This is a genomic window from Streptomyces sp. NPDC001663, from assembly GCF_042893105.1.
In the GTDB taxonomy this organism is placed as follows: domain Bacteria; phylum Actinomycetota; class Actinomycetes; order Streptomycetales; family Streptomycetaceae; genus Streptomyces.
Genome location: NZ_JBIAUR010000024.1, coordinates 121,220 through 139,558 on the forward strand (window position 1 = coordinate 121,220; position 18,339 = coordinate 139,558).

At 71.1% G+C, this 18,339-nt stretch carries 17 protein-coding genes and 2 pseudogenes; 6 read left to right on the forward strand and 13 right to left on the reverse strand.

Translation table 11 applies throughout. From position 1 onward, the window contains the following. Nucleotides 1–132 precede the first annotated feature (132 nt). Together pepN and ACFY1L_RS49385 are read left to right on the forward strand one after the other, a co-directional pair. On the forward strand, nucleotides 133–2,568 hold the full coding sequence (gene pepN, locus ACFY1L_RS49380; protein ID WP_388841267.1) for an aminopeptidase N: 2,436 nt from the start codon (nucleotides 133–135) through the stop codon (nucleotides 2,566–2,568). A 168-nt stretch (nucleotides 2,569–2,736) separates the two neighbouring features. Beyond that, a complete protein-coding gene (locus tag ACFY1L_RS49385; protein ID WP_388841270.1) occupies nucleotides 2,737–3,012 on the forward strand; it encodes a hypothetical protein in 276 nt (91 codons plus the stop codon). A 151-nt stretch (nucleotides 3,013–3,163) separates the two neighbouring features. On the opposite strand, the gene ACFY1L_RS49390 is transcribed toward ACFY1L_RS49385, so the two are convergent. Further along, on the reverse strand, nucleotides 3,164–3,808 hold the full coding sequence (locus ACFY1L_RS49390; RefSeq protein ID WP_388841273.1) for a DUF6629 family protein: 645 nt from the start codon (nucleotides 3,806–3,808) through the stop codon (nucleotides 3,164–3,166). Between the two features lie 200 nt (nucleotides 3,809–4,008). Between ACFY1L_RS49390 and ACFY1L_RS49395 the strand changes: the two genes are divergently transcribed. Continuing rightward, nucleotides 4,009–4,218, forward strand: coding sequence for a DUF4177 domain-containing protein (locus ACFY1L_RS49395; protein ID WP_361269270.1), 210 nt, complete (start codon nucleotides 4,009–4,011; stop codon nucleotides 4,216–4,218). Between the two features lie 330 nt (nucleotides 4,219–4,548). Here the strand turns inward: ACFY1L_RS49395 and ACFY1L_RS49400 are convergent, their stop codons facing one another. From ACFY1L_RS49400 to tnpA, 3 genes and pseudogenes are all read right to left on the reverse strand, one after another. Beyond that, nucleotides 4,549–5,745: an amidohydrolase gene (locus ACFY1L_RS49400; protein WP_388841434.1), complete on the reverse strand. Its 1,197-nt coding sequence runs from the start codon at nucleotides 5,743–5,745 to the stop codon at nucleotides 4,549–4,551. 280 nt (nucleotides 5,746–6,025) lie between these two features. Then, nucleotides 6,026–7,238, reverse strand: a pseudogene (locus tag ACFY1L_RS49405) (RNA-guided endonuclease InsQ/TnpB family protein). Further along, nucleotides 7,222–7,635, reverse strand: a complete 414-nt coding sequence (gene tnpA / locus ACFY1L_RS49410; protein WP_388841437.1) for an IS200/IS605 family transposase — start codon at nucleotides 7,633–7,635, stop codon at nucleotides 7,222–7,224. The pseudogene ACFY1L_RS49405 and the gene tnpA overlap by 17 nt, the downstream one beginning before the upstream one ends. Nucleotides 7,636–7,816: 181 nt before the next feature. Here tnpA and ACFY1L_RS49415 point away from each other — a divergent pair. Then, nucleotides 7,817–7,924: pseudogene (locus ACFY1L_RS49415) on the forward strand (hemerythrin domain-containing protein); the annotation flags it as partial. Between the two features lie 32 nt (nucleotides 7,925–7,956). On the opposite strand, the gene ACFY1L_RS49420 reads toward ACFY1L_RS49415, so the two are convergent. After that, a complete protein-coding gene (locus tag ACFY1L_RS49420; RefSeq protein WP_388841278.1) occupies nucleotides 7,957–8,484 on the reverse strand; it encodes a hypothetical protein in 528 nt (175 codons plus the stop codon). Between the two features lie 170 nt (nucleotides 8,485–8,654). Between ACFY1L_RS49420 and ACFY1L_RS49425 the strand changes: the two genes are divergently transcribed. After that, nucleotides 8,655–9,188 (forward strand): DoxX family protein, encoded by a 534-nt coding sequence (locus ACFY1L_RS49425; protein WP_388841282.1) that lies wholly within the window; start codon nucleotides 8,655–8,657, stop codon nucleotides 9,186–9,188. Nucleotides 9,189–9,193: 5 nt separating this feature from the next. Here the strand turns inward: ACFY1L_RS49425 and ACFY1L_RS49430 are convergent, their stop codons facing one another. The 4 genes from ACFY1L_RS49430 to ACFY1L_RS49445 all read right to left on the reverse strand — a co-directional run bounded on the left by ACFY1L_RS49430 (nucleotide 9,194) and on the right by ACFY1L_RS49445 (nucleotide 12,273). Further along, complete coding sequence (locus tag ACFY1L_RS49430; protein WP_388841286.1) at nucleotides 9,194–9,976, reverse strand: alpha/beta fold hydrolase; 783 nt, start codon at nucleotides 9,974–9,976, stop codon at nucleotides 9,194–9,196. A 153-nt stretch (nucleotides 9,977–10,129) separates the two neighbouring features. After that, entirely contained in the window at nucleotides 10,130–10,570 is a 441-nt protein-coding gene (locus tag ACFY1L_RS49435; RefSeq protein WP_388841289.1) for an Lrp/AsnC family transcriptional regulator, read from the reverse strand. A gap of 50 nt (nucleotides 10,571–10,620) precedes the next feature. After that, nucleotides 10,621–11,970, reverse strand: a complete 1,350-nt coding sequence (locus tag ACFY1L_RS49440; RefSeq protein ID WP_388841292.1) for a transaminase — start codon at nucleotides 11,968–11,970, stop codon at nucleotides 10,621–10,623. A gap of 102 nt (nucleotides 11,971–12,072) precedes the next feature. Continuing rightward, on the reverse strand, nucleotides 12,073–12,273 hold the full coding sequence (locus ACFY1L_RS49445; protein ID WP_388841295.1) for a hypothetical protein: 201 nt from the start codon (nucleotides 12,271–12,273) through the stop codon (nucleotides 12,073–12,075). A 174-nt stretch (nucleotides 12,274–12,447) separates the two neighbouring features. On the opposite strand from ACFY1L_RS49445, the gene ACFY1L_RS49450 reads away from it, so the two are divergent. Continuing rightward, a complete protein-coding gene (locus ACFY1L_RS49450; protein ID WP_388841299.1) occupies nucleotides 12,448–13,680 on the forward strand; it encodes a cytochrome P450 in 1,233 nt (410 codons plus the stop codon). Between the two features lie 120 nt (nucleotides 13,681–13,800). Here ACFY1L_RS49450 and ACFY1L_RS49455 read toward each other — a convergent pair whose 3' ends face one another. From ACFY1L_RS49455 to ACFY1L_RS49470, 4 genes are all read right to left on the reverse strand, one after another. Beyond that, nucleotides 13,801–15,333: a helix-turn-helix domain-containing protein gene (locus ACFY1L_RS49455; protein WP_388841302.1), complete on the reverse strand. Its 1,533-nt coding sequence runs from the start codon at nucleotides 15,331–15,333 to the stop codon at nucleotides 13,801–13,803. A gap of 222 nt (nucleotides 15,334–15,555) precedes the next feature. Beyond that, nucleotides 15,556–16,473, reverse strand: coding sequence for a hypothetical protein (locus ACFY1L_RS49460; protein WP_388841305.1), 918 nt, complete (start codon nucleotides 16,471–16,473; stop codon nucleotides 15,556–15,558). Then, a complete protein-coding gene (locus ACFY1L_RS49465) occupies nucleotides 16,470–17,108 on the reverse strand; it encodes a hypothetical protein (RefSeq protein ID WP_388841308.1) in 639 nt (212 codons plus the stop codon). Before ACFY1L_RS49465 ends, ACFY1L_RS49460 begins: the two co-directional genes overlap by 4 nt. Then, nucleotides 17,105–18,172, reverse strand: a complete 1,068-nt coding sequence (locus ACFY1L_RS49470) for a tryptophan dimethylallyltransferase family protein (protein WP_388841311.1) — start codon at nucleotides 18,170–18,172, stop codon at nucleotides 17,105–17,107. Before ACFY1L_RS49470 ends, ACFY1L_RS49465 begins: the two co-directional genes overlap by 4 nt. Between the last annotated feature and the right edge of the window lie 167 nt (nucleotides 18,173–18,339).

Here is an 18,339-nt window from a genome sequence, read left to right on the forward strand (position 1 = left end):
ACGACCGCTCCCACGCTGACGTCCACGACAACTACGCGGCGCCACACGGCCGTTTGGCGCGCGGAAAAACCCCTGCGTCGATCACCGTCCTCCGTCATACGCTGACGTCCGCTGTCTGCCGAGGGAGGACGCATGGGGATCCGAAGCCTGACCCGCACCGAAGCCGAGCGCCGGGGCGCGCTCTTGACCGTCGAGCGGTACGACGTGGACATCGACCTGACCGCTCTGCCCGACGGGCCGGAGGTCCGGTGCGTCTCCACCGTGGCCTTCACCTGTCACGAGCCGGGCGCGGAGACCTTCGTGGACTGCGCGGCAGAGGTACTCGGCGCCACGCTCAACGGTGTGGCACTGACCCCCACGGGTGACGGCCGCATCCCCCTGCCCGGTCTGGCCGCGCACAACGTGCTGCGCGTGGAGAGCGTCCAGGCCGACACCACCACGGGCGAGGGCGTGCACAAGGCGGTCGACCCCGCCGACGGCGAGGTCTATGTGTGGATGAGCTTCGAACCGGACGAGGCCCGCTTCGTCTGGGCGTGCTTCGACCAGCCCGATCTCAAGGCCCCGCACGCGTTCACCGTCACGGCGCCGTCGGCGTGGACCGTGACCAGCAACTCCGGCGAAGCGCGCGTGGAGGATCTGGGGGCGGCCCGGCGCTGGGTCTTCCCGGACACCCCGCCCCTGTCGGTGTACAACACCGTCGTCAACGCGGGCCCCTTCCACGAGATCCGCCGCGAGGCCGACGGCCACGACCTCGGTCTGTACGCCCGCCGCTCCCTCGCCGAGATCCTCGACCGCGACGCCGACGAGATCTTCACCCTCACCCGCCAGGGCCTCGCCTTCTACGGCGAGGTCTTCGCTATGCCGTTCCCGCAGCGCAGGTACGACCAGGTGTTCATGCCCGAGTTCGGCGGGGCGATGGAGAACTACGGCTGCGTGACCTGGTCGGACGCCTTCCTGCGGCGGGCCACCCCGACGCCCGCCGAGAGCGAGCTGCTCGCCAAGGTGCTGCTGCACGAGATGGCGCACATGTGGTTCGGCAACATCGTCACCATGCGCTGGTGGGACGACCTGTGGCTGAACGAGGCGTTCGCGGAGTTCGCCTGCCACTGGGCGGCCGAGCGCGCCACCCGCCACACCGACGCATGGGCGAGCCATCTGGCGGACGAGAAGCTCCGGGCGTACCTCTCCGACCAGGGCCCCGTCTCCCACCCGATCCACCAGCCCATCCACGATGTCGCCCAGGCCGCGTCGATATTCGACAACATCACCTACCCCAAGGGCGCCTCGGTCCTGCAACAGCTCATGACGTACGTCGGCGAGGAGCGCTTCAGGGCCGGCATGAGCGCCTACTTCGCCCGCCACGCCTGGGGCAACACCACGCTCCAGGACCTGATCGACGCTCTCTCCGAGGCGAGCGGCCGCGACCTGGACGCGTGGCGTACGGCATGGCTCGCGACGGCGGGCACCGACCGCTTCTCCCTGGAGCGCGCCGGCGACGGCGTCACCCTGGTGGCCGCGGACACCCCGCGCCCGCAGGTGCTGGCGGTGGGCGCGTATGTCAGGGCCGGCGAGGCCCTCAAGCGCACGGCGCTGGTGCGTGTCGAGGTGACGCAGGCCCGCACCCCGGTCGCCGGGCTGCCGTCCTCGGCGGACGTCCTGCTGATCAACGACGACGACCTGACCTTCGCCACGACCCGCCCGGATGCCGCGTCCAGGGACACCCTTTTCCGTACGGCGGCGCAGCTGCCCACGGCCATCTCCCGGGGCGTGGCCGTGGCCACCGTGTGGGACATGCTGACGATGGACGAGGCCACGGCGGCGGAAGCCGGCCGGTGCGTCACCGAGGTCCTGGCGGCCGAGACGTCCGATGCCGTGATCGAGCCGTATCTGACCATGGCCGCGAACATCGCCGAACTGTGGGCGCCGCCGGGCGAACGCACCGGTCTGACGGCGGCGGTGGCTGCGGCCTGTCGTCGCCTCGCCGCGGACCCCGGCCGCCGTCAGGTCGCCCTGCGCGGCCTGGCCCGTACCGCGGCCGGGCCGGACGATCTGGCGTGGCTGCGCGAGCAGGCGGGCGACGACGTGGACCTGCACTGGCGCGCGCTGGTGCGTGAGGCGGAACTGGGCGGTGACGTGTCGTCCGAGACCGCCGCCCTGCTCGAGCGCGACCCGGACCCCGACGCCTGGGTCCGCGCTCTCACCGTACGGGCCGCGCTGCCCGACCCGGCCATCAAGGCGGAGGTGTGGCAGACGCTGGCCGTCGACCGCACGGTCCCGGTGCAGTCGGTCCGTCAGGTGGCGGCGGCCTTCTGGCGCTCCGGCCAGGACGAACTGCTGGCCCCGTACGCCGAACGCTACCTGGACTCGATCCCCCATCTGCACCAAGGCGGGATGATCCCGGCGATGACCTTCACCAGCCACCTCTTCCCGCCACACGCCATCGACGCCGCCTACGTCGAAAAGGCCCAACAGGCCTCCCAGGAGGCGGCCCCGGTGGTCCGCAACACCCTCCTGGAACGCTCGGACACGGTCAGCCGAATGCTCCGCTCCCGGAGCCGGGCGGCCTGATCCCGGCTCATACGACCCCAACTGTGCGCCCCCTGGGGGGAGTTGACCCTCGCACACCGGATCACACACGAGGGCATGCTCGCCCCGGGCGCACGTCCCGTGCCCGTGGCTCACCCAATCGGCTGCGCTCGAGGCGAAATTGGCCGCACCGCCGTGCAGGGTGATCGCATGAACACAGCACAGCTGAACCCCGCAAACGCCCCCCACTCCAAGAAGTCCGCAACCCGCCTTCCGCGAATAGTCGCGGTCAGCGCCGCACTGGGCCTTGCCTGTGCGGCCGGGATGGCAACCGCGGCGACCGCCGTGGCCGCGACGCCCGCCTCGAGCCTCACCGCGGCGAAGCCGGTCCACGGCGGCCATGACCACGGCGGCGACTTCCACGGCATCGGCGGCCATTTCGGCGGAGGCGACTGCGACGGTCTGATCGTCCTCCTCTGCAACTGACGGAAAACCGGCGGCAGTTCCTGCCCGTCGCCCCTTCGAGGCGGCAGCGGTCGGGCCGGACCGGAAACCGTCCGCCCCGGCCGCTGTCACACCGTCGACCTCCGCATCCGCAACGCCCTTGGCAGTAGGGCGCGTTGTGCGGGGACATGCTTCAAACGAATGTGGGAGATCCCGGAGTCCGCGGCCGCTCCCGCCGCCCGCTCACCCAGGCGAACAACACCACCGAGCACACCGCCGCGACCGCGCACCACGTCGAGATGAACTCCCATCGCCACAGCGCCCAGCAGACGAGTGCCCCGGCGCCGACCAGGACCCCCAGCGCGAGCAGCCCGCGATCGCCCGACAAGAGCAGCGAGCCGACCGTGGCCACGAGGTAGCCGGCCACGAGCAGCCGGCCGTGGGAGAGACCGAGTGCGTAGCCGACGGTGTGGCCGCGGATCTCGGCGGTCACCGGGCGCACCGCCAGTGCGTGCGCAAGCACCGCGGCGGTCACCGCTCCGACCGCCAGCGGCACCGCCAGCCGAGGGCGCGCCCGTGGTGGCGCGGCGCACAGCACGCCGACCGGTACCCACAGCGCCAGCAACGGCAAGGCGATGACGGCCCATGCCAGCGTGGCCGGCCCCGAGCCTCCGCCGGCGGCCCACACCGCCGACTCGACGATCTGATGGGCCCCCAGCAGCAACGGCAGCGCAGCCAGCAGCACATCACCCCGCCGGTGCGTCCGGGCCACACAGGCCACCCCGACGGCAGCGACGGACGCACCCGCCACGAGATCGGCCTTCGCGCTCCAGCACATCACTCCACCATGGGATTCGTCCTCGTACGCCTGCGCCGCCCACGCTACGTCCGCTGCCCGCCGGGCGCCGCCCAACAGGCGCGAACGCCAGAGCAGTCGGCGCGGCAGCGAGGAACTCCCGCCCTGCCGGTGCAGGTGGCCCGGCCGCGTGATTGGCTGGCTCCGCCATCGCAGCCCACGCCCAGGAGAAAGCCGCAGTCATGAGCTACAACTTCGAGTACAAGGTCGTCAGCTTCAGGGAGTCGCTGATCGGTGACGCGCTGGACAGCGACAAGCTGGAGAAGGTCCTCAACAAGCACGCCGGGGACGGCTGGGCGCTCAAGGCGATCACGTCCGCCGACGTCAAGGGCCGCATAGGCCCCGGAGCGGTCGAAGGCCTGCTCCTCACCTTCGAACGGCCCCGCTCCTAGGGCACGCCGCACATCGCACCCGGCGTCCGTGCGCCAGTGGCGGACGGCGGGTACCCGATGGTCGCCTTTCACGGTCTTCGCGGGAGGCCGCGGCCCGTCGGTATCGGGCCGTAGCGTCCCGGACCTGAGAAAAACCGGCAGCGATGGCACGGCACGAACCACACGCGGTTGCCGTTCGCCCCCGCGGACGGCGTCGCGCATCTCCCCCACGGCGGACATCCTCGCCGGTGAGACCCTGGACATCGTTCCGTTCCCCGGCAGTTGTCTGCCGGCCGAGGCGATCGACACAGCGTGCGCCGATCTCGCCGTCCACGTCCGCGCGGCTCGGCATCACTTCACCGCGACGGCTTCACGACTCCCGTGCTCGCGCCATGCCTGCTCGCGCAGTTCCGTGGACAGCAACAACTCCACCGCCGTGCAGGCCAGCGCCTCGGCCGCCGCCAACATCACCCGGCGGGCCCGGTCGGAGGCCGCCGCGGTGGCGAACTCGGGGGTGTGGTCGGAGCCGTCCTCGTCCATGATCGCGACGAAGGGGTGGATCGCGGGCACGCGTCCGCTGACGTTGCCGATGTCGGAAGAGCCCAGGTACACGCCGGGTTCGGGAGGTGTGAGCTCGGTGCCCGTGCGGGCCAGGTGCTCGGCGAACCGCGCGGACAGCACCGTACTGTCCCGGAAGTGCTCGTAGCGCGGCGTGGCGCGCCCGAACGTGACGGTCGTGCCCGTCGCCCGTGCCACACCTTGTGCGCAGGTCAGCAGCTCCCCCGCCAGGTCCTCCAGGGCGGCGGTCGTCGCCGCGCGCAGGCCGAACAGGCCCTCCGCGTACTCGGGGACAATGTTCGTGGCGAGACCGCCGTCCGTCACGATGCCCTGAACGTGCGAACCCTGCGGAAGCCGTCGTCCGACGACGGCAAAGGTGTTGAACAGCTGGATCAGGGCCGCGAGCGCGTCGATGCCCTCGGTGGGGTTGCCGGTGGGGTGCGCGGCCCGGCCGTGGAAACCGATGCGGTACTGCGTCTGGGCGGTCAGCGGCGCCCACTGCCAGCTGTGGACGCCCGGGTGGAACATCAGCGCGGCGTCGACGTCGTCGAACACGCCCGCCTCGGTCTCGGTGACTTTGCCGCCACCGCCCTCCTCTGCGGGCGTCCCCACCACGCACACTGCCCCCTCGCCCCGGCCCAGCACGGCCCGCGCCGCGAGCGCGGCTCCGAGGCCGGCGGCGGCGATCAGGTTGTGGCCGCAGGCATGCCCGAGGCCGGGCACGGCGTCGTACTCCAGCAGGAAGGCCACCGCGGGCCTGCGCACGCCTCCCGCCCGCGCGGCGAACGCGGTGGGCAGCCCGGCCAGCTCCCGCTCGACGGTGAACCCCGCGCGTTCGAGCTCGCCGCTCAGCAGGCGGGCCGCCCGGTGTTCCTCGAAGGCGTACTCGGGATCGGCGTGCAGGGACCGGGCGATCTCCCACAGCCGATCCGCCCGGGCAGCCACTTCCCCGAGCACCCGTCCGAGCACGTTGTCCACCGTGTCTGCCACGTCTGCCACACCGGCCTCCCGAGGACGGCCTTGTCCGGATGTGTCGTCGGTTGTGATGTGTCGTCGATCGTGCGAGTTCCAACAAAAACGCCTCCCACACCACGGTCGGACGGCCGGTGAGGGCCCCGCTGCAGCGGGGTGTTAGCGCCCCGGGGGCCGGGGCACTCGGGGGGCCGTGGCGGATCCGGACCGGGAGCCGCCGCTTCCTGGCTGGAGGTGAAGGGCGTGACTCCTCCCCCGGATAGATCTGGGGGCTTCTCCTGTCGGTGGCTAGGCCTGGCTAGGCCACGTCGGGAAGGACCAGCCCGGCCCTGATAGCGATGTTGAGTGCACCGACCTGGTCGGCGTTGGCGGTGTGTCCGCACTGGTTGCACTCGAACTTTGCCTGGGTGGTGCGGTTCTCGCCGGACACATGCCCGCAGGCGGGGCAGGTGCGGGAGGTGTTGCGGGGGTCCACGGGGATCACGATACGACCGGCGCTTTCAGCCTTGTGCGCGAGGATGCCCAGGAACACCCCCCAACCCGCATCGTGGATGCTCTTGTTCAGGCCGGCCTTGGCCGCCGCGCCGTTGGGCAGGAAGGCGCCGGGCGTCCGGGGAGCGGGCTTGGGCCTGGATGCGCGGACCATGTTCGCGATGCTCAGCCGCTCGTGCGCGATCACGTCGTAGGTGCGGACCATCGCACGTGCGGTCTTGTGCGCGTGGTCGGTGCGCCGGCGCCGGACCTTGCGGTGCAGCCCCGCCACCTTCTCCACCGCCCGGCGGTGCTTCGCGCTGCGGTCCTCCCGCTTGCCGTGCGGGAACGCCTTGAGCGCCCGCTGGGCGTCGGCGAGGGCTTCGGTGGTGCGCTGGCCGTGTCTGGGGTTGGGCAGGTGCTCGCCCTGGGATGTGGTGAGGAAGTGGGCCACGCCCATGTCGATGCCGGTCACGGCACCGGTGGCCGGGAGCGGTTCGGCGGGTACCTCGTCGCAGGCGAGGATGACGTACCACTGCCGCCCCTCGCGTTTGACGGAGACGGTCTTGACCCGGCCCTTGACGGGCCGGTGCTGGTGGACGCGGACGTGCCCCACGCCTTGCAGCCGGACGCGGGTGACGCGCTCGTGCGGGGTGGAATCCCAGCGGCAGCCGTCGCCGTCCTTGGGGAAGTCCACCGTGTCGAACCGGTTCACCCCACGAAAGCGCGGGTAGCCCGGCTGCTCTCCTGCCCTGACCCGGCGGAAGAACGCCTGCATCGCCCTGTCGAGACGGCGCAGCGTCGCCTGCTGGGAGGAGAAGGACCAGCGGCCCTGCCGCTCGGGGTCGAACGCCCGGATGTCCCTCAGCTGCGCGGACTGATGCCCGTAGCGGAGCGTCGTCTTCGAGACGTGCCGGTAGGCGTCCCGTCGTTCCTGCAAGGCCCCGTTGTAGAGCGAGCAGTGATCCCGCAGCATCTCGGCCGAGCGCGGCGACCTGGCGGACGGTGGGCCGCAGGAGGAACTTATACGCCCGACGCACAACCGTTGCCCTCCCTCTGCCTCTTCGTCCACGGACGTTCCCCCTGGGTGTCGATGTACTGCTGCACCGTGTCCGCGCTGACCGCGCCGACCGAGGCGACGAAGAACGACGACGACCACAGCGTGGGCATCCGCGACTTCAAGTGCGGGAACTCCTGGCGCAGCACCCGCGAGGTGAAGCCCTTGAACTGGTTGGCCATGTACGAGGCAGAAGCCTTCGGTTCGGGCCTGACGGACAGGTCCACATGATCGGGCATCACCTCAAGGGCGATGATCTCCCAGCCCTTCTCAGCGGCCTTGGCCTCGATCAACTCACGCAGCCGGACCGCGACCCGGCCACCAAGAATCCGGCGACGGTACTTCGGGCACCACACCACGTGCAGCCCCAAGTCGTCCATGCCGCCGCAGTACCGGCGAACCTTCCGCGTCACCGTCACGCCGTGACGATACACGCGGCACGTGTCTAACCGAGGTCAACAGTGCAGACCTGTAAGAACAGTTGAGGTCAGAGCAGCCAAGAGAAGCGATTCCCCCCACGCCTAAAGGCGCGGATCCCCTCGCTAGCTGGCTGATGGCACCCACCCGACCGCCCCGGACACACCTCCGGCCAACAAGCTGCTGGCCCCGGGCGCCGGGCTGGTCGACCGGCTGCGTGACGCGCTCAGCGGCCGCGGCAAGCTCGACTGAGAGGACACGGCCCCTACGACGTGGCCCGGCTCTCAGGCGATGAGCGCCTGACCCGGTTTGAGGAGCTGCAGCAGCTGCTCCCGGTGCAGGGCGCTCACGGGGGCGAGCAGATCGGGGTGGCGCAACAGCGCCGCCGCCCGCCGGTCGTTGTCGTCCGGGGCGAGCAGCCGCCTGAACTCGGCGGGCGTACCGGCCGTGTGACCGTCTTCGGCGATCGCGGCCACCGCGAGGCCGGCCAGTTCGGGGTCGGTCAGCAGACTGGCCGCCCAGCTCGCCACGACCTCGTCGACCCAGGTGCGCCAGGCACGGTCGTCGGCGTCCTGGCACGCGGTGTCGTCCGTGCCGGCGATCCAGTCGAGCCGGGCGGATCCCCCGGGGCCCGCCATGCCGACGAGTGCGGCGTCCATCGGCGTCGGGTAGCGCAGCCAGGCCGCGACGGTCACGGCCTGGCGGGCCTGTACCTCGCACAGGGCGGAGGCCAGTGCGCCGCCGCCCGAGGGGTAGGCGCGTATCAGCCACTGGGCGGTCGCGGCGATGATCGGGGAGAGGTCTGCGAGCACTGCGGGGCCGTCCGTACTGCGTGTGTGGGGACAGGAGACAGGCGAAAAACGGTAGCTCGCGGCTGCGGGCGGTGACACGCCCTCACCTCACCCGATGACGTGGCATCGACCACATCAGGGAGGGGAACCCGGTGGTTCTCTGCACCTACCCACACCTCTTGGAGAGGGTCATGAGTCTCCTGCGTACGGTCGGCCGCCCCATGCTCGCCTCCATGTTCATCAGCGGCGGCCTGAACACGCTGCGCGCTCCCGAGGAGGTCGCGCCGGTGGCCGAGCCGGTCGTCGAGCCCGTCACCGAGCGGGTCGACGCCCTGCCCGACCGCACCGAACAGGTCGTGCGGCTCAACGGGGCCGTACAGGTGGTGGCCGGTCTGCTGCTGGGCAGCGGGCGGCTGCCGCGACTGGCCGCGCTGGCCATCGCGGGCACCCTGGTGCCGACCACCCTCGCCGGTCACCGTTTCTGGGAGGCGGAGGACCCCGACGAGCGCGCCCAGCAGCGCATCCACTTCTTCAAGAACCTGTCGATGCTCGGCGGCCTGCTGATCGCGGCCGACGACACGGCGGGCGCCCCCTCGCTGGCCTGGCGCGGCCGCCATGCCGCCCATGACCTGCGGCGGGATGCACATCTGGTCAGCCGGTCGGTGCGTGCCACCGCGCGGCCGGCCGCGGCGGTCGGCGGCGCCCGGGCCAAGCTGGCGCACTGATCGCCTCACCCGCGGGCAGGCGCCAGGAACCGGTCGAGGGCCTCGGTCAGTTCGGCCGGCTTCTCCACCGGCAGTTCGTGCCCGGCGTCGATGATGCGGACGACCGCGTTCGGGTACGCCTTCGCCATGCGCAGCATCTGCTTCAACGGGAGCTGAATGTCGTGGAAGCCGTGGACGATGAGGGTGGGTGCCTCGATCTCGCCGACGCGGTCGAGGACGTCGAAGGCCCGCATGGCGCCGTAGTCGGTCATGACCACTTCCTTCGGCGTGGCGGCGGAGGCCTCGATGTACTTGCGCACCTCCTCGCGTGGGTAGCCGGGTGCGAAGGCCCGCTGGATGTTGGCGGCGACGAACGGCTTGAAGGGCACGAGGGTGGAGGCCGCCATCAGCAGGCCCCGGCCGCGGCTGTAGGTCATACGGCTGATGGAGTCCACGAGGACGAGGCGGTCGACGAGGTCGGGCCGGGCAAGAGCGATCGTCTGGGCGATCATGCCGCCCATGGAGTGGCCGACGAGGACGCAGCGGTCGACCTTCAGGTGGTCGAGGAGGGTGAGGACGTCCTGGGCGAGGTCGTCGACTGCCCCGACCCCCGCTCCGGTGCTGTCGCCGTGGCCGCGCAGGTCCAGCCGTATCACCCGGCGCTCGGCCGAGAAGTGCGCGCTCTGGTGGTCCCAGCGGTGGCGGTTGGCCGTCCACCCGTGGACGAATACCAGGGGCGGGCCCTGGCCGTCTCGGGGGCCTTCGTCGTCGTACGCCAACACCGCGCCCTCGACTTCGAGTTGCGCCATGTTCTGCCTCCAGGGTCCGGTCCGTTACCGACCAGTAGGCTAGTCGGCCGCGAGGTCGCCGTCACCGTCGAAGACACAACAGGGCCTGGGCGTGCGTCGAGGTGTGCGCGCAGGAGCCCCTTGCAGTCCGAGGACCCGTCCCACGCTGCGCTTTCAGCCGACGTCCCAGAGGAAGCGGTGCGTGTGGATGCCGAAGTACGGGAACGACCGGATCTCCCGGATCCCCTCGATGGGCCGTACGACGTCGTTGACGAAGTCCAGCAGCTCGCGCGGGCCCGCGGCGACGACCTCGACGAACAGGTCGAAGCCGCCTGAGGTGAGCACCGAGTAGACGACCTCGGAGCGGCGGGCCAGTTCGTCGGCGACCGCGCGCGGGTCGCCGTCCACGCCGATGCCGAGCAGGGCCATGGCCTGCCCGCCCATCGCCATCGGATCGGTGACCCCGACGACCTGTACGGCCTTGGAGTCCAGCAGCCGCTGCAGGCGCTGGCGGGCGGCCGACGCCGACAGGCCGACCCTGGGGCCTAGGTCGGCGTAGGCGATGCGCCCGTCGGTCTGCAGTTCGCGCAGGATGGCCCGGTCGATCTCGTCCACGGTCCTTGCTCTCCTTCTCCCACCGGCTGCGCCGAGCCTAACGGCCCTGCTCAGCCCGTCAGTTCGGCCAGGGCTTCGGCGAAGACCCCGGTGTGGGTGTCGACGTCCTGGTCGGTGGTGTCGGGGCACATCAGGGCCATGTTGTGGAACGGGGTCAGCAGGATGCCCCGGTTGGCCAGGTAGAGGTGCAGGAAGTCCTCGAGCTCGGGGTCGGCGGCCGCCGCGGACTCGGTGCCGGTGCGGGGTGCCGGGGAGGCGAAGCGGTACTCGGTGCGGGCGCCGAGCCGGCTCACCGACCAGGGCAGGGCGTGGGCTTCGATGCCCGCTCGTACGCCGGCCTCGAAACGCTCGGACAGCTTGGCCATCCGGGCGAACGCCTCGTCGGTCAGGACGTGTTCGAGGGTGGCGCGGGTGGCGGCGACGGACAGGGCGTTGCCGGCCAGGGTGCCGCCGACGCCTCCCATGTCGATCAGGTCGAGGTCGGCGCGGGCGAGGAGACGGTCGGCGAGCTCGGCTGACAGGCCGTAGGCGCCGGCCGGGATGCCGCCGCCGATCGCCTTGCCGATGGTCAGGAGGTCGGGCTCGAGGTCCCAGGCGGCGGTGCAGCCGCCCGGTCCTGCGCTGAAGGTGTGGGTCTCGTCGTTGATGAGCAGCGTGCCGTGGCGGCGGGTCAACTCCCGGACGCCTTCGAGGTATCCGGGCTCCGGCAGCACGATGCCGATGTTGGTGAGCGCGGGTTCCATGAGGACGGCGGCCACGTCGCCGTGGGCGAGTTCGCGCTCCAGCTGCTCCAGGTCGTTGAACTCCGCGACGCGGCTGGTCAGGGTGACGTCGCAGGGTGCTCCGACGTTTCCGGGGCGGGCCACTCCCCTGCCGTCCGGTCCGACGACGATGAGGGACTCGTCGACGCTGCCGTGGTAGCTGTAGCTGTTCACCAGGATCTTGGGGCGGTCGGTGACGGCCCGGGCGAGCCTGATCGCCCACCGGTTGGCGTCGGTCGCCGTCAGCGAGAAGCTCCAGCGGGCCAGGCCGAAGCGGCGGGTCAGCTCGGCGCCGACCCATTCGGCGTCCTCGGTCGGCAGCATCGCGGTGGCACCGCCCAGGTCGGCGAAGCGCCGCTGGACCGCCTCGGCGACGGCCGCCGGGGAGTGGCCGGCCATGGCCCCCGTGTCACCGAGGCAGAAGTCGATGTACTCCTGCCCGTCGATGTCGGTGACGCGCGCGCCGCGGGCGGTCGCCAGATAGCGGGGAAACGCGCCGGCCGTCTTGTTCATCCACGTCATCGGCACCCGCCCGAAGAGATGGTCGGCACGCGCGTAGGCGTCCTTCGAACGCCGGCCGCGATGCTCGGCCTGCTGCTTCTCCCGGGCCAGCAGGTACTGCAGACGAGCGCGATCCATGGAATCTCCGACCTCTGGGCACGACAGAACACTCGGAGACTACGGAGCAAAGCGCTGAGATTCCAGACCGTGACAGCAGAATCCGTTGCAGCGACGATCGAATCACGCGCCCGGGAGGTCGGCGAAGGAGGCCCACTGCACCTCCGGGTACGCCGGCACCGCCCGATGCTCGGCGCGCCACTCGGCTACGAGCTGGGCGTAGATCGGCGGACCCGCCTCGGGCCCGTGGGTCAGTTCGGCGTAGGGGGCGGAAGCGGATTCGTCGGCGAGGGGGCGGCGCGGCGCCAGGGCGGTTCGGTTCATGCCGGGGCAACGCGGGGGCGGCGTCCGCGGTACGGATCCGGGCGGGAGGTCACCGGGTCGAGTGAGCGCACCGCCCGCTCGCTGTCGCCGTTGATCCGACAAGCAGGATGCCGAGACGAGCGTGCGAATTGGCAAGGAAAGAAGGCGAGTTGACGGCGATGACAGTGTGTACTGGTGCCCATGACCGACCGCATCGCCCTCGACCCCTTCGGCGCCGACATCACCGCCGAGAGCGCCCGCCTGCGCGCCCTGGGCCCGATCGTGCCCGTGGAGTTGCCCGGCGGCATCCCCGCCTGGGCGCCCACCCGTTACGACACCCTCAAGGAGCTGATCCTCGATCCGCAGGTGAGCAAGGACCCGCGGCTGCACTGGAAGTTGTGGCCCGAGATCGGTGAACACCCCTCCTGGGGCTGGATATTGGGCTGGGTGGGCGTGGTCAACATGCTCTCCACGTACGGCGGTGACCATGCGCGGCTGCGCAAGCTGGTGGCGCCGAGCTTCACGCACCGGCGCACCGAGTCGATGCGGGCGCGGGTGGAGGCAATCACCGCGGAGTTGCTGGACGCGTTGGAGGCGGCCGGTGCCGGTGGGCAGGTGGTGGATGTCAGGGCGGGGCTCGCGCATCCGTTGCCGATGCAGGTGATCTGCGAACTGTTCGGTGTTCCGCAGGAGTTGCGGGAGGACACCGGGCGGATGGTCGCGGCCATCATGGACACCTCCGACCCGAGCCCGGAGCATGCCGCGTTCGTGCAGCAGCAGATCGGCACGGTGCTGCCGGCGCTGATCGCTCACCGCAGCGTGCATCCCGGGGACGATCTCACGACCGAGCTGATCCGGGTGCGGGACGAGGACGGCGACCGGCTCAGCGACGAGGAGCTGCTGTACACGCTGTTGCTGGTGATCGGCGCCGGGTTCGAGACGACGGTCAATCTCATCGGCAATGCGGTGGCGGCCCTGCTCCGGCATCCGAAGCAGCTGGCCGCCGTGCGGGCCGGGGAGATCGACTGGGACGCGGTCGTGGACGAGACGCTGCGGGTACAGCCGTCGATCGCCTCGCTGCCGCTGCGGTTCGCCGTGTCCGACCTCGAGGTCGGCGGCGTCACGATTGCGGCGGGCGACGCGATCATCACGACGTATGCGGCTGCCGGGCTGGATCCGGCACGCTACGGGCCGGACGCGGATGTCTTCGACGCGGCGCGCGGGGCCGACGACCATCTGGCGTTCGGGATCGGCGTCCACCGGTGCATCGGTGCTCCGCTCGCCCGGGTGGAGGCGCTGACCGCGCTGCCCGCCCTCTTCGAGCGCTTCCCCGAGCTGCAACTGGCCGTCGAGGAGGACGAGTTGCGGCAGGTGCCGTCGTTCATCGCATTCGGCTGGCAGGAGGTGCCGGTACGGCTGCAGGGATAACCGCAAAGGGGGGGCCCGACCGGTCCCCCGTTCCGGTCGTGCCCCCGCGGCCCGTCGAACTTACGTGCCGGGCGGATGCGTTGTGAATCGTGTCGGTGCCCGCTGCGGTGGCCGCGGGGCTCACCCGTGCACAGGTCGGTCCGGAAGGTCCCGGTTCGCCCGGCAGAGGGAGGGCTGTTCGAGGTCGCCGAGGGCCAGGTGGGCGAGGACGACCTCGTAGAGGTCGCTGCCAGCGGCCAGCAGTTGGCGTTCGAGGACGGGTTCCGCGCTGCGGACGTGCTCGCGCACGGTCTGTGCGTGCACGCCCAGGGTCTGTGCGGTGCGTTCGGCGTTGCCTCCGGCGGCGATCCAGGTGCGCAGGGTGCGGCGCAGGTCGCGGGCGTCCGCGTCGAGGCGGGCGAGCAGGTCGCCTGCCCAGGTGTGCAGGGCGGGGCCGGCCAGCAGGTCAGCGAGGCGGGGCTGGGCCGTGTCGGTGCCGGCGGTCGGGTGCGGTTGTTCGGCCAGGCCGATCTGGGCGTTGAGGGCCAGGTGGACGACGGCGCGGGCGGTGAGGTCGGAGAAGTCCGCGTGCAGCAGGGCCTCGACGCGTTCCATGCGGGCGCGGACGGTGTTGCGGCTGACGCCGAGGACCTTGGCGGCGTTCACGGCGGTGAACTCCAGGCCGAGCCGGGTGGTGGCCAGCAGTTCGGCGCGGGTGTGGTGCGCCAGGGTGTCAAGCGGGCGCAGGACATGGGCCGTCCAGCGGTGCAGCGCGGCGGGGTCCATCAGGCGTTCGGGGTGGGTGCGTTCGGCGTACACGGCCTGCTTGTCGGGCCGGAAGCGGGCGACGGCAAGGGCGCTGACGGCCTGTCCGTAGGCGGTGGCGGTGCGGGCGAGGGTGTGCGGGGCGCTGCCGCCGAGGATGGTGCCCGGGCGCCGTCCGACCAGGGAGCGCAGTTGGTCGGCGGCCGCGTCGCGGGGCGTGACGACGATGACGTGTGCGTCGACAGCCGGGCAGCGTACGACGAGAGCCTGTTCCTCGGTGGCGTCCAGGCAGTCCTCGGCGATGCGGTCGCGTTCCTCGGCGCAGCCCTCGAGGACGTACACGCACGCGGTGTCGGTGTCGAGCAGGCCGGGCCACAGGCCCGCGGCGACCCGGCGGGCGGAGACGGTGTCCTCGACCATCAGCAGTTGCAGGATGGCCAGGCGCAGATCGGACGTCGCGCGTTCGAGACGGCGTCCGGCCGCGGTCGACTCGCGTGCCCTGAGCAGGAGTTCGACCACCTGGGCGGTGTGGGTCACGATGTCGGCGGTGCGCCGGTCGAAGGGGGTCGCGCGGGAGACGGCCAGCACACCGGCCGCGGCGGACTGCGGCTGGGCCACCCTGACCAGGCGCAGATGGCGTCCGGTGTCGTCCCAGGCGGCGGAGGCGAGCCGGCCGGTGACGAGGTCCGCGACGAGGCTCTCGTCCAGCGGTGTGGGGGTGCCGGCGAGGAGGTGGCCGGTGTGGTCCTGCAGACAGGCCGTGCCCCGCACGGCGTCCGCGAGCCAGGCGACGACCCGGCGGACGTCGCGCCCGCTGGGCCGCAGGTGCTCGAGCAGTTCCTGCGCCCACGCAGAGCTGTCGGCGCCCGTCACCTGCGTGGGACGGTCGCCGTCCTTTCGGCCAGCCATCTCGGCCTTCTCCTCGTGCATCGCTTCGACCTCGGCACAACGCGGGGACGTTACCTCACATGTGCCCGATGTCGTGCCAGTGCCGCACGGCTGCGCCGGAATTCGGCGGAGTTGTGCGGGCGATGTTGCGAGGCGCAGCAAACCGGGCCCTCTGGCAGCGACCCGCAACGGTCGGATCGTGTTCGAGAGCCGGCTCACCAGTCCCGTCATGAAAGACCGGGATCACGGTGGAGTTGGTCCGGTGCCTGCTGTATGTCCAAGGCCCTGATCTGGCAGGTCGGCCTGTGGAGGCCGGTGTGCGGGGTGTGGGTCGGGCCGGTCCAGGAGTCGTGTCCGCCAGCGGGTGAGGCCTTGTGACAGGTCGCCGTCCGCGGGAGTCAGTCTGGGGAGGCTGCTGTCGATGTAGTGGAGGTACAGCGGAACGAGGCCGGTGTGGAGGAGTTCGGTGAGGTGCTCTGCCGAGTCCGGCTGTCCGTGGCGTGCGCGCGTCGCGGCCCGGACGAGGTCCGCTGCTACCGGTGAGGGCTGTGCCAGGTGGTGGCGGATGGCGTCGTCGGTGGATCCGGGATCCGCGTTGGCGGCGGTGTAGAGGAACCTGAGCGGGAGCAGGACCGCCTTGGTGAACCGTCTGACGTCGCTTGCCAGGCGCGCGGGAGCGTGGAACTCGGCCAGGACGGGGTCCGTCGCGAGTACCTCCAGCGCGAAGCGGACGCTGTCGGTCAGCAGCGCATCGTCCCCCGGTTGTGCCACGTCGCGGCGTACGTCCTCGCCCAGGAGCAGCATGCCGCTCTTCTTGAGGTCGAGCCGGTCGACGGCCGGGAATCTGCCGTCGTCCCGGTCCGTGCGCAGGGCCGGCAAGGAGCTCCAGAACACCGACAGGCGTTGGTGGGAGCCGTCCTTCTCCTGGAGGTCGCGGGTTGCACGGTGGATGGTCCGGTCGTCGTCGTGACGGCGGTCCGTCAGGACCAGTCCGAGGTCGATGTCGCTGACGGCGGGTGCGAACCCTCCGTGCGCGAGGCTTCCCAGGACGTAGGCCGCGACGAGGCGGTCGGCGAGGGCCTGCCGGAACAGCATCGCGCAGCCCTCGGCGATCCTGGTGGCAGAGCCAGGGTCGAGGGTCTCCAAGGGGAGCGTGCTCATGCTGGGGCGGCGGTGTCGCGGAGCGCCAGCTCGGCGATCCGGTCGGAGACCATCGTGATGATCTGCCAGGCGCGGTCGAGGAGTTCGGTGACATCGCCGAGCTGCCACTCCTGGCGCTCGGTGAGCAGGCGGTAGCCCATCTCGATGTGCTCCTCGTCCGCTTCGTCGTGCAGGGCGAAGTAGGCGTTGCCGGGGAACGCCAGGGAGCCGGCGTTGCTGAAGGTGAGGCTGCCGGCCTCCAGCACGAGGTGGGCCAGGACAACCCGGTGCAGTCCGGGGAGGGTGCGGAACTGGTCGACGAACCACGCGGCTCCGGCTTCGACGACAGGGTCCCAACCGGCGCTCCGGCCGGTGCGGTGGCTGTCCGCCAGGATCTCGTTGTGGCCGATCTCCTCCTGCTGGTGCTGGAGGGCGAGCTCCTTGAGCTGGGGGTCGGTCTCGAACGCGACCCGGACGCTGATCATCCGTTGGAACGCGTCCGACCACGGTGCCAGGTGTGCCAGTACGGCTTCCTTGGTGGCTGCCGGTGTCCTGGGGTCCTCCAGTAGGACGATCAGGCGGCTGGCGCGGTATTCGCGGACGTGCTGTTCGTTCCTGTCGGCGACTTCCCGTAGGGGCGCAGGCATGGTGGTCATAGGGATCCGTCCTCCTGGAGGGTGCTTCGGGATGGCTGTGGCGGCGGGCCGGGTTGGGCTGACTGCGGGAGGTAGAGCGGAAACCTGAAGTAGACGGACACGTCACCCTCGAGGCCGAGCGAGCGGTAGCTGACCAGCTCCTGAAGGCCCCGGCTCTGGCTCAGGGGCCGTGGCGCCACGGCGCGGAGGAGGGCGTGGTGACGTTGTGGGTCGAGGCCCACGTGCGCCATCAGCGCGCCGATCCTGGCCGCGGCTTCCTCGTCGGACGCAGTGAAACTCGACACCCGGAAGTAGGTGGTCGACTCGTCGGCGCAGGTGGCGTCCGGCCGGAAGGCCAAGCAGGTCAGCGGGGCTTGTCCGGCGGCTTCAGGGGCCGTGCCGAGCAGAGCCCGGAAAGCCGAGCGGGCCCTGTCCGGCTCATGGGTCCGGGCGAGCGAGGCCATCTGCTCCAGGGCCGCGACGCTGCTGGTGTGGTTGCGGTAGTAGACCTTGGCCCGGGCCCGCGCGCCGGCGTCCAGGTCAAGGGCGAAGAACTCCAGTTCGCGCTCGGCTCCGTCCGCCTGTGTCCCTCGGGTCACCCGTGCGGAGGTCTCGGCCCACGCGGTGCCCATCGCGAGGCGTTCCATCGCCTCGCTCACCAGGGCGTAACGTTCCTGCAGGGCCACGGCGTACAGCCCGAAATAGATCTTGAAGGCAGGAGGGCGCTCGGGCCGCCAGGCCAGGGAGTGCCACACGGGCACGGGCGCTGCCCCCTGGCCGGCGCCCGGCTCGAACACACCGGCCACCTTCCCGTAGCGGTCTAGGCCCACCAGCGGCTCCCCGGCCAACCGGTCCGTCAGCGCGGCCGCCGCGGTCCGGTTGGAAGCCGCCGTGATGGGCCTGGAGGCGCCCAGCACCTCGAACAAAATCCGCAGTTCCGGTCTACCCCGGGACCACTTCACCGACATTTCGGCGGGGAAGCCGTCGCCGGCGACGTACGAGGGGAACGGGCTCGCCTGCCCGACGGGCATGTCGGCCCATGGCCGGAGAAGATCGCGGACCTGGGCCGTCACAGGCCCGCTCATGGACTGCGGCAGACCAAGCCCGTCGCACATTTCAGTCCAGCGTTCGCGAAGGAACCCGCCGATGGAACGCCCTTCACCCGAGAAGATGCTGTCCACTCACCTGTCCGTTCTCCAAGCGTGCCGTCCCTTCCCCTACCGGCGATCGACCGCCCATCGCACGCGGGACG

Excerpts from the sequence above, each read along its gene's own strand:
- pepN (WP_388841267.1), top strand. The coding sequence starts at position 133 with ATGGGGATCCGAAGCCTGACCCGCACCGAAGCCGAGCGCCGGGGCGCG.
- ACFY1L_RS49385 (WP_388841270.1), top strand. The coding sequence starts at position 2,737 with ATGAACACAGCACAGCTGAACCCCGCAAACGCCCCCCACTCCAAGAAG.
- ACFY1L_RS49390 (WP_388841273.1), bottom strand. The coding sequence starts at position 3,808 with ATGTGCTGGAGCGCGAAGGCCGATCTCGTGGCGGGTGCGTCCGTCGCT.
- ACFY1L_RS49395 (WP_361269270.1), top strand. The coding sequence starts at position 4,009 with ATGAGCTACAACTTCGAGTACAAGGTCGTCAGCTTCAGGGAGTCGCTG.
- tnpA (WP_388841437.1), bottom strand. The coding sequence starts at position 7,635 with ATGGACGACTTGGGGCTGCACGTGGTGTGGTGCCCGAAGTACCGTCGC.
- ACFY1L_RS49425 (WP_388841282.1), top strand. The coding sequence starts at position 8,655 with ATGAGTCTCCTGCGTACGGTCGGCCGCCCCATGCTCGCCTCCATGTTC.
- ACFY1L_RS49430 (WP_388841286.1), bottom strand. The coding sequence starts at position 9,976 with ATGGCGCAACTCGAAGTCGAGGGCGCGGTGTTGGCGTACGACGACGAA.
- ACFY1L_RS49440 (WP_388841292.1), bottom strand. The coding sequence starts at position 11,970 with ATGGATCGCGCTCGTCTGCAGTACCTGCTGGCCCGGGAGAAGCAGCAG.
- ACFY1L_RS49445 (WP_388841295.1), bottom strand. The coding sequence starts at position 12,273 with ATGAACCGAACCGCCCTGGCGCCGCGCCGCCCCCTCGCCGACGAATCC.
- ACFY1L_RS49455 (WP_388841302.1), bottom strand. The coding sequence starts at position 15,333 with ATGGCTGGCCGAAAGGACGGCGACCGTCCCACGCAGGTGACGGGCGCC.
- ACFY1L_RS49460 (WP_388841305.1), bottom strand. The coding sequence starts at position 16,473 with ATGAGCACGCTCCCCTTGGAGACCCTCGACCCTGGCTCTGCCACCAGG.
- ACFY1L_RS49465 (WP_388841308.1), bottom strand. The coding sequence starts at position 17,108 with ATGACCACCATGCCTGCGCCCCTACGGGAAGTCGCCGACAGGAACGAA.
- ACFY1L_RS49470 (WP_388841311.1), bottom strand. The coding sequence starts at position 18,172 with ATGAGCGGGCCTGTGACGGCCCAGGTCCGCGATCTTCTCCGGCCATGG.